At 55.8% G+C, this 14490-nt stretch carries 10 protein-coding genes; 9 read left to right on the forward strand and 1 reads right to left on the reverse strand.

All coding sequences use genetic code 11. From position 1 onward, the window contains the following. Positions 1-121 precede the first annotated feature (121 nt). From ftsK to ACMGG3_RS03400, 9 genes are all read left to right on the forward strand, one after another. Positions 122-3862, forward strand: a complete 3741-nt coding sequence (gene ftsK / locus ACMGG3_RS03360) for a DNA translocase FtsK (protein ID WP_414149577.1) — start codon at positions 122-124, stop codon at positions 3860-3862. 127 nt (positions 3863-3989) lie between these two features. Then, the gene (lolA, locus tag ACMGG3_RS03365) at positions 3990-4604 is read left to right on the forward strand and encodes an outer membrane lipoprotein chaperone LolA (RefSeq protein ID WP_014169368.1); all 615 of its coding nucleotides are present in this window, start codon (positions 3990-3992) and stop codon (positions 4602-4604) included. 9 nt (positions 4605-4613) lie between these two features. After that, on the forward strand, positions 4614-5957 hold the full coding sequence (rarA, locus tag ACMGG3_RS03370; RefSeq protein WP_014169370.1) for a replication-associated recombination protein RarA: 1344 nt from the start codon (positions 4614-4616) through the stop codon (positions 5955-5957). Positions 5958-6049: 92 nt separating this feature from the next. Beyond that, positions 6050-7342, forward strand: a complete 1293-nt coding sequence (serS, locus tag ACMGG3_RS03375; RefSeq protein WP_008499983.1) for a serine--tRNA ligase — start codon at positions 6050-6052, stop codon at positions 7340-7342. A gap of 211 nt (positions 7343-7553) precedes the next feature. Next, positions 7554-9995, forward strand: coding sequence for a dimethylsulfoxide reductase subunit A (gene dmsA, locus ACMGG3_RS03380; RefSeq protein ID WP_414149578.1), 2442 nt, complete (start codon positions 7554-7556; stop codon positions 9993-9995). A gap of 10 nt (positions 9996-10005) precedes the next feature. Further along, a complete protein-coding gene (locus tag ACMGG3_RS03385) occupies positions 10006-10623 on the forward strand; it encodes a DMSO/selenate family reductase complex B subunit (protein ID WP_014169373.1) in 618 nt (205 codons plus the stop codon). A gap of 1 nt (position 10624) precedes the next feature. Beyond that, a complete protein-coding gene (locus ACMGG3_RS03390) occupies positions 10625-11488 on the forward strand; it encodes a dimethyl sulfoxide reductase anchor subunit family protein (protein WP_414149579.1) in 864 nt (287 codons plus the stop codon). A 274-nt stretch (positions 11489-11762) separates the two neighbouring features. Continuing rightward, the gene (locus ACMGG3_RS03395) at positions 11763-12911 is read left to right on the forward strand and encodes an MFS transporter (RefSeq protein ID WP_014169376.1); all 1149 of its coding nucleotides are present in this window, start codon (positions 11763-11765) and stop codon (positions 12909-12911) included. Between the two features lie 123 nt (positions 12912-13034). Continuing rightward, positions 13035-13556: an anti-virulence regulator CigR family protein gene (locus ACMGG3_RS03400; RefSeq protein WP_414149580.1), complete on the forward strand. Its 522-nt coding sequence runs from the start codon at positions 13035-13037 to the stop codon at positions 13554-13556. Positions 13557-13590: 34 nt separating this feature from the next. Here the strand turns inward: ACMGG3_RS03400 and pflA are convergent, their stop codons facing one another. Further along, positions 13591-14331, reverse strand: a complete 741-nt coding sequence (gene pflA / locus ACMGG3_RS03405; protein WP_020884823.1) for a pyruvate formate lyase 1-activating protein — start codon at positions 14329-14331, stop codon at positions 13591-13593. Positions 14332-14490: the final 159 nt, after the last annotated feature.

Genomic DNA, 14490 nt, shown 5'->3' on the forward strand with positions numbered 1-14490 from the left:
AAAATCAGTGTAGTTTGATTACACTCCTGTTAATCCATACAGCAACAGTGCCGGGGATACCCGGCGCTGTTGTCCGTTTTAGCAAACAGGCAGGATATGCCTGATACCTGGAGAGCCTTTCTTGAGCCAGGAATACACTGAAGACAAAGAAGTCACATTATCGAAGCTAAGCAGCGGACGTCGTCTCCTCGAGGCTTTGCTGATTGTTATTGCCCTTTTTGCCGTCTGGCTGATGACAGCCCTACTCAGTTTCAACCCCTCAGATCCCAGCTGGTCACAAACCGCCTGGCATGAGCCTATCCATAACTTAGGCGGTGTTCCCGGCGCCTGGCTTGCAGATACGCTCTTCTTCATTTTCGGGGTGATGGCCTACACCCTTCCCGTCATTATCATTGGCGGATGCTGGTTTGCCTGGCGCCATCGTCAAAACGATGACTATATCGACTATTTCGCGGTGTCGCTGCGCCTGATTGGCGCACTGGCGCTGATCCTCACCTCGTGTGGGCTGGCGGCTATCAATGCCGATGATATCTGGTATTTCGCCTCTGGCGGGGTGATCGGCAGCCTGTTGAGTTCTGCGCTACAGCCCATGCTTCACAGCAGCGGTGGCACGCTTGCGTTGCTCTGTATCTGGGCGGCAGGACTGACGCTGTTCACCGGCTGGTCGTGGGTGAGCATTGCCGAGAAGATTGGCAGCTTTATCCTCACCCTCCTGACCTTCGCCAGCAACCGTACCCGTCGCGACGATACGTGGGTTGACGAAGATGAATATGAAGATGAGTACGAAGAGGAAGACGATGCTCCCGTTCAGCGTCGCGAATCTCGTCGTGCCCGCATTATGCGCGGCGCGCTGGCGCGTCGTCAGCGTGTTGCCGAGAAATTTGCCAACCCGCTAGGCCGTAAAACCGATGCGGCGCTCTTCTCCGGCAAACGCATGGATGAAGACGATCAGGTTGAATATCGTGCAGCCGGTGCGGCTGTCGATCCAAACGATGTGCTCTTCTCCGGCAACCGTGCCACGCCGGGAGCGTTTGATGAATACGACCCGCTGTTAAATGGTCACTCCGTGACCGAGCCGGTCGCTGCAGCGGCCGCCGCCACTACGGCTTCACAGGCGTATGCCGCTCCAGCCGATGCGGTGATGCCTTCAGCACCGGTTCCACCGCCCGAATCCGCCATTCAGCAACCCCAGGTGGAGTGGCAAACCGCCCCTGGCGTTCATACGCCTGAGCCGGTTATTGCGCCAGAGCCAGAGAGCTATGTTCCTGTCCAGCAGGAAGCCTGGCAGCAGCCTTATCAGCCGGAGCCGGCATATGAGCCTCAGGGATATCCGCAGTACGCGCAGCCTGCCGCACAGCCTCATCAGGAGTACGTGCCGGAGCCGGTTGAACCTGAACAGCCATACGTAGCGCCTCAGCCTGAGCCTGAGGTGGTGGAAGAGGCGAAACCGTCTCGTCCGCCATTGTACTATTTCGAAGAGGTCGAAGAGCGTCGTGCCCGCGAGCGTGAACAGCTGGCGGCCTGGTATCAGCCTGTGCCTGAACCGGTGCAGGAGCCTGTAACCAAAGCACCTTCTGTTTCGGTTCCTCCGGTTGATCCAACGCCTGCCGTTGCACCTGTTGCTGAAAGCGTGAAGCAGGCTACAGCGGCAGCCCCGGTCTTTAGCCTCGCCACAGGCGGTGCGCCACGTCCACAGGTGAAAGAGGGGATTGGCCCGCAGTTACCTCGCCCAAACCGTGTTCGCGTGCCAACGCGGCGTGAGCTGGCCTCCTACGGTATCAAGCTCCCTTCTCAGCGTATGGCTGAGGAAAAAGCGCGCGAGAATGAGTATGAAGATGACGTTGATGAAATGCATCAGGATGAACTGGCGCGCCAGTTCGCCGCGCAGCAGCATCAGCGCTATGGCGAAGAATACCAGCATGAAGTGCATCATCCACAAGACGAAGATGACGCGGCTGAGGCGGAATTAGCGCGCCAGTTCGCGGCCACGCAGCAGCAGCGTTATGCCGGTGAGCAGCCTGCCGGAGCGAATCCGTTCTCGCTGTCGGATTTTGAATTCTCGCCAATGAAAGATCTGGTTGATGATGGCCCGAGCGAGCCGCTGTTCACGCCGAGCGTGATGCCGGACGCTGAACCGACGCGTCCGCAGACTGCGCCAGCGCCGCAGGCGTATGCACAGCCGCAACAACCGGCACCGCAGGCGTATGCACAGCCGCAACAACCGGCACCGCAGGCGTATGCACAACCGCAGCAACCGGCGCCGCAGGCTTACGTGCAACCGCAGCAGCCACCACCGCCGCCGCAGTTCCAGCAGCCTCAGGAGAGTCTCATTCACCCGCTGCTGATGCGTAACGGCGACAGCCGTCCGCTGCAGCGTCCAAGCACGCCTCTGCCGTCGCTGGATCTGTTAACTCCACCGCCGGCTGAAGTCGAGCCGGTCGATACCTTTGCTCTTGAGCAGATGGCTCGTCTGGTGGAAGCGCGTCTGGCGGACTTCCGTATCAAGGCTGATGTGGTCAACTACTCCCCAGGGCCGGTGATCACTCGCTTCGAACTTAATCTGGCACCAGGCGTAAAAGCCGCGCGCATTTCTAACCTTTCCCGTGACCTGGCGCGGTCTCTGTCGACCGTGGCGGTGCGTGTTGTAGAGGTTATTCCGGGTAAACCTTACGTCGGTCTTGAACTGCCGAATAAGAAACGTCAGACCGTTTACCTGCGCGAAGTCCTGGATAACGCGAAGTTCCGCGACAACCCGTCACCGCTGAGCGTGGTTCTGGGTAAAGATATTGCGGGCGAGCCGGTGGTGGCCGATCTGGCAAAAATGCCTCACCTGCTGGTAGCAGGTACCACCGGCTCCGGTAAATCCGTCGGTGTGAACGCCATGATCCTCAGCATGCTCTATAAAGCGCAGCCGGAAGATGTCCGTTTCATCATGATCGACCCGAAAATGCTGGAACTGTCGGTCTATGAAGGTATCCCGCATCTACTGACAGAAGTGGTTACCGACATGAAAGACGCGGCCAATGCCCTGCGCTGGAGCGTGAATGAGATGGAGCGTCGCTACAAGCTGATGTCTGCGCTGGGCGTGCGTAACCTTGCCGGTTATAACGAGAAAATCGCCGAAGCGGCACGGATGGGCCGCCCGATTCCGGACCCTTACTGGAAACCGGGCGACAGCATGGATGCCCAACATCCGGTGCTGGAAAAACTGCCTTACATCGTCGTGCTGGTGGATGAATTCGCTGACCTGATGATGACCGTCGGTAAAAAAGTGGAAGAGCTGATTGCACGTCTGGCGCAAAAAGCGCGTGCGGCCGGCATCCACCTGGTTCTGGCGACGCAGCGTCCGTCTGTGGACGTCATTACGGGTCTGATCAAAGCGAACATTCCAACCCGTATCGCGTTTACCGTATCGAGCAAAATTGACTCGCGTACTATTCTCGACCAGGGTGGCGCGGAGTCGCTGCTGGGTATGGGGGACATGCTTTACTCTGGCCCGAACTCCACCTCTCCGGTGCGTGTTCACGGCGCATTTGTTCGCGACCAGGAAGTTCACGCCGTGGTGCAGGACTGGAAAGCGCGCGGTCGTCCGCAATATGTTGATGGCATTACCTCCGACAGCGAAAGCGAAGGCGGCGGTGGTGGCCTGGACGGCGGCGAGGAGCTGGATCCGTTATTCGACCAGGCGGTTAACTTCGTCACCGAAAAACGTAAAGCCTCTATCTCGGGTGTGCAGCGTCAGTTCCGCATCGGCTACAACCGCGCAGCGCGCATCATCGAGCAGATGGAAGCGCAGGGCATTGTGAGCGAGCAGGGGCACAACGGTAACCGTGAGGTGCTGGCACCGCCGCCGTTTGATTAACCTTCAGTGATTGCAAAGAAGGGTAAATCAGCCAAAATTAAGCATTTTCTTCTGTCGCCTGCCTTCGGGCAGGTACACAATAGAGGGCAGAACCCCATATCGGGATGACGTATTTTAAGGAATAACAATGAAAAAAATCGCAATCGCCTGTGCATTACTCACCAGTTTTGTCGCCAGCAGCGTCTGGGCTGATGCAGCCAGCGACCTTAAAAGCCGACTGGATAAAGTGAGCAGTTTCCACGCCAGCTTCACGCAAAAAGTGACTGACGGCAGTGGCAATGCGGTGCAGGAAGGTCAGGGGGATTTGTGGGTAAAACGCCCGAATCTGTTTAACTGGCATATGACTCAGCCGGATGAGAGCATCCTGGTTTCTGATGGTAAGACCCTGTGGTTCTACAACCCGTTTGTCGAGCAGGCTACCGCGACCTGGCTGAAAGACGCGACCAGCAATACGCCTTTCATGCTGATTGCGCGTAACCAGTCCAGCGACTGGCAGCAGTACAATATCAAACAGAATGGTGATGAGTTTGTTCTGACGCCGAAAGGCAGCAATGGCAACCTGAAACAGTTCACCATCAACGTGAGCACCAACGGAACCATTAATCAGTTTGGTGCGGTTGAGCAGGACGACCAGCGTAGCAGCTACCAGCTCAAGACCCAGCAAAACGGCGCGGTTGACGCGTCTAAATTCACCTTTACCCCGCCGCAGGGCGTAACGGTGGACGATCAGCGCAACAAGTAAGAGGCATGAGTGAGCAATCTGTCGCTCGATTTTTCTGAGAATGCGTTTCAACCTCTGGCCGCTCGTATGCGGCCAGAAAATTTAGCGCAGTACATCGGCCAGCAACACCTGCTGGCTGCGGGGAAACCCTTGCCGCGTGCCATTGAGGCCGGGCATCTGCACTCCATGATCCTCTGGGGCCCACCCGGTACAGGCAAAACAACGCTCGCGGAAGTTATCGCCCGCTATGCTAACGCGGATGTCGAGCGCATCTCGGCGGTCACGTCCGGCGTGAAGGAGATCCGCGAGGCAATTGAACGTGCGCGGCAGAACCGCAATGCCGGGCGACGTACCATTCTCTTTGTCGACGAAGTTCATCGTTTCAATAAAAGCCAGCAGGATGCTTTCCTGCCGCACATTGAAGACGGCACCATTTTCTTCATCGGTGCCACCACCGAAAACCCGTCGTTTGAACTCAATTCCGCGCTGCTTTCCCGCGCACGTGTTTACCTGCTCAAATCCCTGACCGTGGAGGATATTGAACAGGTTCTCACGCAGGCGATGAACGATAACGCGCGCGGCTACGGCGGGCAGGATATCGTTCTGCCTGACGACACGCGCCGGGCGATCGCTGAACTGGTTAACGGCGACGCCCGCCGGGCACTCAATACGCTGGAAATGATGGCCGATATGGCCGAAGTGGATGCGTCCGGCAAGCGGGTACTGAAACCGGCGTTGCTCACCGAGATCGCCGGGGAGCGCAGCGCGCGTTTCGACAATAAAGGCGATCGGTTTTACGATCTGATTTCGGCACTGCATAAGTCCGTGCGCGGCAGCGCGCCTGATGCGGCGCTTTACTGGTATGCCCGCATTATCACCGCCGGTGGCGATCCGCTGTATGTGGCCCGTCGCTGCCTGGCGATTGCCTCTGAAGATGTTGGGAATGCCGACCCGCGCGCCATGCAGGTGGCTATTTCGGCCTGGGACTGCTTTACCCGCGTCGGGCCTGCTGAAGGCGAGCGTGCTATCGCTCAGGCGATTGTTTATCTGGCCTGCGCACCGAAAAGTAACGCTGTCTATACCGCCTTTAAAGCGGCCATGTCCGACGCTCGTGAACGTCCGGATTATGACGTGCCGGTTCATCTGCGCAATGCGCCGACCAAACTGATGAAAGAGATGGGGTATGGGCAGGAATACCGCTACGCCCACGACGAACCCAATGCCTACGCCGCCGGGGAGGAATATTTCCCGCAGGAGATGGCACAAACCCGCTATTATCACCCCACAAACAGAGGTCTTGAAGGCAAGATTGGCGAAAAGCTCGCCTGGCTCGCCGGACAGGATCAAAATAGCCCTATAAAACGCTACCGTTAGTGCGATCGTTGCGGTAATGTTGGCAATGTATCTCTGTGGCCGCAGGCTGTGGTCACATTTTCCTATTTTAATTCGATAAGCACAGGATAAGCATGCTCGATCCCAATCTGCTGCGTAATGAGCCAGACGCAGTCGCTGAAAAACTGGCACGCCGGGGCTTTAAGCTGGATGTAGATAAGCTGCGCGCTCTTGAAGAGCGTCGTAAAGTTCTGCAGGTACAAACTGAAAATCTGCAGGCAGAGCGTAATTCTCGATCGAAATCCATCGGCCAGGCGAAAGCGCGCGGGGAAGACATTGAGCCATTACGCCTGGAAGTGAACAAACTGGGTGAAGAGCTGGATCAGGCGAAAGCGGAGCTGGACGTGCTTCAGGCCGAGATCCGTGATATCGCGCTGGCGATCCCGAACATTCCTGACGATAGCGTACCTGTCGGTAAAGATGAAAACGACAACGTTGAAGTGAAACGCTGGGGCACGCCTCGCGAGTTCGACTTCGAGGTTCGCGATCATGTGACCCTGGGCGAAATGCATGCCGGCCTGGACTTTGCGGCCGCAGTTAAGCTGACCGGTTCTCGCTTCGTTGTGATGAAAGGCCAGATTGCTCATCTGCATCGCGCTCTGGCGCAGTTTATGCTGGATCTGCACACCGAGCAGCACGGCTACAGTGAAACCTACGTCCCGTATCTGGTTAACCACGATACGCTGTACGGTACTGGCCAGCTGCCAAAATTTGCCGGCGATCTGTTCCACACCCGTCCGCTGGACGAGGAAGCTGACAGCAGCAACTACGCGCTGATCCCAACTGCGGAAGTGCCGCTGACTAACCTCGTGCGTGATGAGATCATCGACGAAGACGACCTGCCAATCAAACTGACAGCACACTCTCCGTGCTTCCGTTCTGAAGCGGGTTCTTACGGTCGTGACACGCGTGGTCTGATCCGTATGCACCAGTTCGACAAAGTAGAGATGGTGCAGATTGTCCGCCCGGAAGAGTCGATGGACGCGCTGGAAGAGATGACCGGCCACGCTGAAAAAGTGCTGGAGCTGCTGGGTCTGCCGTACCGTCGTATGGCGCTGTGCACCGGTGATATGGGCTTTGGTGCCTGCAAAACCTTCGACCTGGAAGTCTGGGTTCCTGCCCAGAATACCTACCGTGAAATCTCCTCCTGCTCTAACGTCTGGGATTTCCAGGCGCGTCGTATGCAGGCACGTTGCCGCAGCAAGTCTGACAAGAAAACCCGTCTGGTGCATACCCTGAACGGTTCTGGCCTGGCTGTCGGTCGTACACTGGTTGCCGTGCTGGAAAACTATCAGCAGGCGGACGGTCGTATTGAGATCCCTGAAGTGCTGCGTCCGTACATGAAAGGCCAGCAGTACATCGGTTAATGATTTGACGTGAAACAAAAAAGCGCCTCAGGGCGCTTTTTTTATACCTTAGAATTGATACGACGCAATAACCCCTCCCTCCAAAGTAGTAATACTCCTCCGAATGAAAGTCAGCATAAAAAACTAATAACGAAGTCATTCGTTATATATAAAACTATATAGCGGCATATGCCGCCTCTCTTTTCTATGTGAGCAACCAAAGTGAGTCTCTATGAAAATCAAAGCGCCTGAAGCGTTAATGGCTGCCGAGGTCACTCGCCGTGGGTTGATGAAAACCACGGCAATTGGTGGTCTGGCCGTTGCCAGCAGCGCCTTTACGCTCCCTTTTTCTCGTCTGGTGTCGGCGGCGGATGCACTGTCCCCGACCACCCCGGAAAAAATGGTGTGGAGTGCCTGTACCGTAAACTGCGGTAGCCGTTGTCCACTGCGTATGCATGTGGTGGATGGTGAGATTAAATATGTCGAAACCGATAATACCGGGGACGATAACTACGAGGGGTTACATCAGGTCCGCGCCTGCCTGCGCGGCCGTTCAATGCGTCGTCGCGTTTATAACCCGGACCGCCTGAAGTACCCGATGAAGCGCGTTGGCAAGCGTGGAGAAGGGAAGTTCGAGCGCATTAGCTGGGATGAAGCCTACGACATTATCGCGACGAACATGCAGCGTCTGATCAAAGACTACGGCAACGAATCCATCTATCTGAACTATGGCACCGGGACGCTCGGCGGCACGCTGACCCGCTCCTGGCCACCGGGGAAAACGCTGGTGGCCCGTCTGATGAACTGCTGCGGCGGTTATCTGAACCATTATGGCGACTACTCTTCGGCGCAGATTGCCGCCGGTCTGAACTACACCTACGGCGGCTGGGCAGACGGCAACAGCCCGTCTGATATCGAAAACAGTAAGCTGGTGGTGCTGTTCGGCAACAACCCGGGTGAAACGCGCATGAGCGGTGGCGGGGTAACGTACTACCTCGAACAGGCCCGCGCCAAATCGAATGCCCGCATGATTATTATCGACCCGCGCTATACCGACACCGGAGCAGGGCGTGAAGATGAGTGGATCCCGATTCGTCCAGGCACCGATGCTGCGTTGGTCTCCGCGCTGGCGTGGGTGATGATCACTGAAAATCTGGTCGATCAGCAGTTCCTCGATAAATACTGCGTCGGTTATGACGAGAAAACATTGCCAGCCAGCGCGCCGGCTAATGGCCACTATAAGGCCTATATTCTCGGTCAGGGCAGCGACGGTATTGCCAAAACGCCGGAATGGGCGTCCACCATCACGGGAATTCCGGTAGACCGTATTGTTCAACTGGCACGCGAGATTGGCTCGGCTAAACCGGCCTATATTAGTCAGGGTTGGGGTCCACAGCGTCATGCGAACGGTGAAATTGCCACCCGTGCCATTTCGATGCTCGCCATTCTGACGGGTAACGTGGGCATTCATGGCGGTAACACCGGTGCGCGTGAAGGCTCCTATGAAGTGCCATTTGAACGTATGCCGACACTGGAAAACCCGGTTCAGACCAGTATCTCCATGTTTATGTGGACTGATGCCATTGAACGCGGCCCGGAAATGACTGCGCTGCGTGACGGCGTGCGGGGTAAGGACAAACTGGATGTCCCGATCAAGATGATCTGGAACTACGCCGGAAACTGTCTCATCAACCAGCACTCTGAAATTAACCGCACCCATGAAATCCTGCAGGATGACAAGAAGTGCGAGATGATTGTGGTGATCGACTGCCACATGACTTCTTCGGCAAAATATGCCGATATTATTCTCCCGGACTGCACGGCCTCTGAGCAGATGGATTTCGCGCTGGATGCCTCCTGCGGCAACATGTCCTATGTCATCTTTACCGATCAGGCCATTAAACCTCGCTTTGAGTGCAAAACCATCTATGAGATGACCTCTGAGCTGGCGAAACGTCTTGGCGTTGAGCAGCAATTTACCGAGGGGCGCACGCAGGAAGGGTGGATGCGTCATCTGCATGAACTCTCTCGCAAAGCGATCCCTGACCTCCCGGATTTCGATACCTTCCGTGAGCAGGGGATGTACAAACAGCGTGATCCGGAAGGCCACCACGTGGCGTACAAAGCTTTCCGTGACGATCCGCAGGCCAATCCGCTGACCACGCCATCGGGCAAAATTGAAATTTATTCAGAAGAGCTGGCAAAAATTGCCTCTACCTGGGAGTTGCCGGAAGGGGATGTTATCGATCCGCTGCCGATCTACACGCCGGGCTTTGAAAACTACAACGATCCGCTGACCGCGAAATTCCCGCTGCAGTTGACCGGCTTCCACTACAAAGCGCGTGTTCACTCCACCTATGGCAACGTCGACGTACTGAAAGCTGCCTGCCGTCAGGAGATGTGGATTAACCCGATGGATGCCAAAGCCCGTGGGATCAGCAATGGCGACCGCGTGCGCATCTTTAACGGTCGCGGTGAGGTACACATTGAAGCCAAGGTGACTCCGCGCATGATGCCTGGCGTTGTCGCGCTGGGGGAAGGGGCCTGGTATAGCCCGGATGCGAATCGCATCGACCAGGCAGGCAGTATTAACGTACTGACCACGCAGCGTCCGTCGCCACTGGCGAAGGGCAACCCGTCCCACACGAACCTTGTTCAGGTTGAAAAGGTGTAAGGAGTAACCGATGACAACCCAGTATGGATTTTTTATTGATTCCAGCCGCTGCACCGGGTGCAAAACCTGCGAGCTCGCCTGCAAGGATTACAAAGATTTAACCCCGGACGTCAGCTTCCGCCGTATTTACGAATACGCGGGCGGTGACTGGCAGGAAGACAACGGTGTCTGGCACCAGAACGTGTTTGCCTACTACCTGTCGATTGCCTGCAACCACTGCGAAGACCCGGCCTGCACCAAGGTCTGCCCGAGCGGGGCGATGCACAAGCGTGACGACGGGTTCGTGGTAGTGGATGAAGATGTCTGCATCGGCTGTCGCTACTGCCACATGGCCTGTCCGTACGGTGCCCCGCAGTACAATGCCGCCAAAGGGCATATGACCAAGTGCGACGGCTGCCACACCCGCGTGGCAGACGGCAAAAAGCCGATCTGCGTGGAGTCCTGTCCGCTGCGTGCGCTGGACTTCGGTCCCATCGACGAACTGCGTAAAAAACATGGTCAGCTGGCGGCCGTCGCGCCGCTGCCGTCCGCGCACTTCACGAAGCCAAGCATCGTGATTAAACCTAACGCCAACAGCCGCCCGACAGGGGATACCACCGGCTACCTGGCAAACCCGAAGGAGGTGTGAGATGGGAAGTGGATGGCATGAATGGCCGCTGATGATCTTCACGGTCTTTGGGCAGTGTGTGGCGGGCGGTTTTATTGTCCTCGCGCTGGCGCTGCTGAAAGGGAATCTCACTGCTGAGCAACAACAACGTTTAGTGTTGAGTATGTTTGGCCTGTGGGTGCTGATGGGAATTGGCTTTATTGCCTCTACGCTGCACCTCGGCTCGCCAATGCGCGCGTTCAACTCCCTGAACCGGGTGGGGGCGTCGTCACTCAGTAATGAAATCGCCAGCGGGGCGATCTTCTTTGCTGTGGGTGGGCTGGGTTGGCTGCTGGCAGCACTGAAGAAATTGCCGGCAGGGCTGCGCAGCGTGTGGTTGATTGTCACGATGGTGCTGGGCGTGGTGTTTGTGTGGATGATGGTGCGGGTTTATAACACCATCGACACCGTGCCGACCTGGTACAGCATCTGGACGCCGATGAGCTTCTTCCTGACGCTGTTTATTGGTGGGCCGCTTCTTGGCTTCATGCTGCTGCGCGTCGCGGGTGTTGACGGTTGGGTGATGCGTTTGCTGCCTGTCGTTTCACTGCTGGCGCTGGTGGTGAGCGCAGTCGTCACCCTGATGCAGGGCGCGGAGCTGGCAACCATTCACAGCTCTGTTCAGCAGGCGTCTGCCCTGGTGCCGGCATACGGCTCGCTGATGGCCTGGCGCGTGGTCCTGCTGGTGGCGGCACTGGTGTGCTGGATTGTGCCTCAGCTTAAGGGGTATCAACCCGCGCTGCCGCTCCTGTCACTGGCTTTTGTGCTGGTCCTCGCAGGTGAACTGATCGGCCGCGGTGTGTTCTACGGTTTGCATATGACCGTAGGTATGGCCGTCGCCAGTTAGCGTTGCCGTGGGTGAGATAAAGCCGGGACGGAGCGCCCGGCTTTTTTTATTTTAATCATGAAATTTTTCGACTGACGTTTTGTTTTCACTTCGGGCATTAATAAATAAAAACAGATACATAATTCATATCTATAGCAGGCGTTGCATTAGCAGGATAAGTTTTTTAAATCGACAGGGAACATATCGTGCGTGGCGGTGAAATCAGTGGATTGACTTTGTTTTTGCCAGTGGCATGATGCGCACGAAATCTGAACTTCCTCACGGTTTTTAATCCATGACCATCTATACCCGGCCAGTGCTTTTATTGCTCTGTGGCCTGCTTCTGCTGACCCTGGCGATCGCAGTGTTAAATACGCTCGTCCCGCTGTGGCTCGCCCATGAAAACTTACCGACCTGGCAGGTGGGTATGGTCAGCTCGTCCTTTTTTACCGGTAACCTGCTGGGTACGCTGGTTACAGGAAGCCTGATTAAACGCTTTGGTTTTAACCGCAGCTATTATCTGGCCTCGCTGCTCTTCGCTGTCGGATGTGCCGGGCTGGGCCTGATGGTCGGCTTCTGGAGCTGGATGGTATGGCGCTTTATCGCCGGAGTGGGTTGCGCGATGATTTGGGTGGTGGTTGAAAGCGCGCTGATGTGCAGCGGCACGTCACGTAACCGCGGACGCCTGCTGGCAGCCTATATGATGGTTTATTACATCGGTACCGTGCTTGGTCAACTGATGGTGAGCAAACTGCCAACCGACCTGATGAGCGTTCTGCCGTGGGTGACGGGAATGGTGCTGGCGGCAATCCTGCCGCTGCTCTTTACGCGCATTGTGAACCAGAACAGCGAACACCAGGAAGCAACCCACGTCTGGCCAATGCTGAGACTGCGTCAGGCGCGCCTTGGGGTTAACGGCTGTATTATCTCCGGAATTGTGCTTGGTTCACTGTATGGCCTGATGCCGCTTTATCTGAACCATCAGGGCGTCAGCGATTCCGGGATTGGGTTCTGGATGGCGGTGATGGTGAGTGCGGGGATTGTCGGTCAGTGGCCGATTGGACGCCTGGCCGATCGCTTTGGTCGCCTGCTGGTGCTGCGTGTTCAGGTTTTCGTGGTGATCATGGGCTGTCTCGCCATGCTCAGCAATGCGGCGATGGCGCCTGCGCTGTTTATTCTGGGTGCCGCAGGTTTTACGCTCTATCCGGTCGCGATGGCCTGGGCCTGTGAGAAAGTTGAACACCACCAGTTAGTGGCAATGAACCAGGCGTTGTTACTGAGCTATACCATCGGCAGCCTGCTGGGACCGACCTTTACCGCGATGCTGATGCAGAATTACTCCGACAATTTGCTGTTTATTATGATCGCCAGCGTATCGTTTATTTATCTCTTAATGCTGCTGCGCAAAGTGGGAGAACACCCGACGCCTGTGGCGCATGCCTGATTAATAAAAAGCCAGTCGATGACTGGCTTTTTTGTCCCCATCACATATAAGACTTTTACGTATTGTTTGTTTATTGCACCAGGCGATAATTCAGGTGAGTTATATCACTAAAAGGCAACAATCATGTCTACTCGTCGTTTTACCACTACCGCTCTGGCAGTAGTGTTGTCTTTAACGTTTGCTGCAGCTCCGGTCATGGCTAACCCGGGTAACGGGAATGGCAGTGGTCACGGGAACAGTGGCGGACAAGGTAATGGCGGCAGTCACGGCAATTCCAGTAGTCATGGCAACGGAAATTCCGGTACCCACGGTAATAAACAAAATAACGGTCAGGAAAATCCAGGTAAATCGAATAAAAGCGTCAGTGACGATGTCGACGCCCGTGTGAGCTTCGATCATGCCCGTCACCTGGCACTCAATTACGGCTTAACAGGTTATGAGTCACTGCCTCCGGGTATTGCGAAAAACCTCGCACGCGGTAAACCGCTCCCTCCGGGCATTGCGAAGAAAACCGTGCCGGCTTCTATGCTGGGCCAGCTTCCTTCCTATCCTGGCTATGAATGGCGTGTCGTCGGTGACGATCTGGTCTTAATTGCGCTGAGTACTGCGGTTGTGACCACCATTATTAATGGCGTCTTCAGATAATATAAAAAAGGCCCGGTTCTCACCGGGCCTTTTCTTAATACATTACCTTGTGGCCGTACTGTTCAAGAATACCTTTCACGCGTTCCATCGTCTCTTTCTTCGGCGGCTTAACGCCATCGAGTTTATATTCTTCCCCCATGGCGACCCACTTGTGTTTACCCAGTTCGTGGTAGGGCAGAAGCTCAATTTTCTCAACGTTGCCCATATCGCGGGTAAATTCTCCCAGCCGATGCGCGGAATCGTCATCATCTGACCAGCCAGGTACAACAACATAGCGGATCCAGGTTTTGATGCCTTTCCCGGAGATGTATTTGGCGAACTCCAGCGTACGGTGGTTGGAAACACCCACCAGATTCTGGTGGATCTCATCGTTCATCTGTTTGAGATCGAGCATCACCAGGTCGGTGACGTCGAGCAGTTCATCAATGACCGGATCGTAGCGGCGGACAAAACCGTTTGTATCGAGACAGGTATGAATGCCTTCTTTGCGACAGGCGCGGAACCAGTCGCGCACGAATTCGGCCTGCAGAATGGCTTCACCGCCGGAAGCGGTTACGCCGCCGCCGGATGCGTTCATAAAGTGACGATAGGTCACCACCTCTTTCATCAGTTCTTCGACGGTCACTTCTTTGCCGCCGTGCGTATCCCAGGTGTCACGGTTATGGCAGTAAAGGCAGCGCATCAGGCAGCCCTGGAAAAAGGTGATAAAGCGGATACCCGGGCCATCGACAGTGCCACAGGATTCAAAGGAGTGAATGCGACCAATAATTGACATTGCGGTGATATCTCCAGCATCGGCCCGTCCGGGGCCTGTGTATGCACAGCTCAAAACCGGCTGTGTTTAAGTCTGTTTTGGCTGTTATCCATAGAGTATAGATAGCGGACAAAAGAGACTGTGATGGAGAGAGTGTTAAAAAGGCCCCACGTATGTGGA

The sequence above is a fragment of the Enterobacter sp. BNK-18 genome (genome assembly GCF_047456135.1).
GTDB classification, from domain to species: domain Bacteria; phylum Pseudomonadota; class Gammaproteobacteria; order Enterobacterales; family Enterobacteriaceae; genus Enterobacter; species Enterobacter ludwigii.

Coding starts and splice junctions, on each gene's coding strand:
- lolA (WP_014169368.1), top strand. CDS start 3,990: ATGAAAAAAATCGCAATCGCCTGTGCATTACTCACCAGTTTTGTCGCC.
- serS (WP_008499983.1), top strand. CDS start 6,050: ATGCTCGATCCCAATCTGCTGCGTAATGAGCCAGACGCAGTCGCTGAA.
- dmsA (WP_414149578.1), top strand. CDS start 7,554: ATGAAAATCAAAGCGCCTGAAGCGTTAATGGCTGCCGAGGTCACTCGC.
- ACMGG3_RS03385 (WP_014169373.1), top strand. CDS start 10,006: ATGACAACCCAGTATGGATTTTTTATTGATTCCAGCCGCTGCACCGGG.
- ACMGG3_RS03390 (WP_414149579.1), top strand. CDS start 10,625: ATGGGAAGTGGATGGCATGAATGGCCGCTGATGATCTTCACGGTCTTT.
- ACMGG3_RS03395 (WP_014169376.1), top strand. CDS start 11,763: ATGACCATCTATACCCGGCCAGTGCTTTTATTGCTCTGTGGCCTGCTT.
- ACMGG3_RS03400 (WP_414149580.1), top strand. CDS start 13,035: ATGTCTACTCGTCGTTTTACCACTACCGCTCTGGCAGTAGTGTTGTCT.
- pflA (WP_020884823.1), bottom strand. CDS start 14,331: ATGTCAATTATTGGTCGCATTCACTCCTTTGAATCCTGTGGCACTGTC.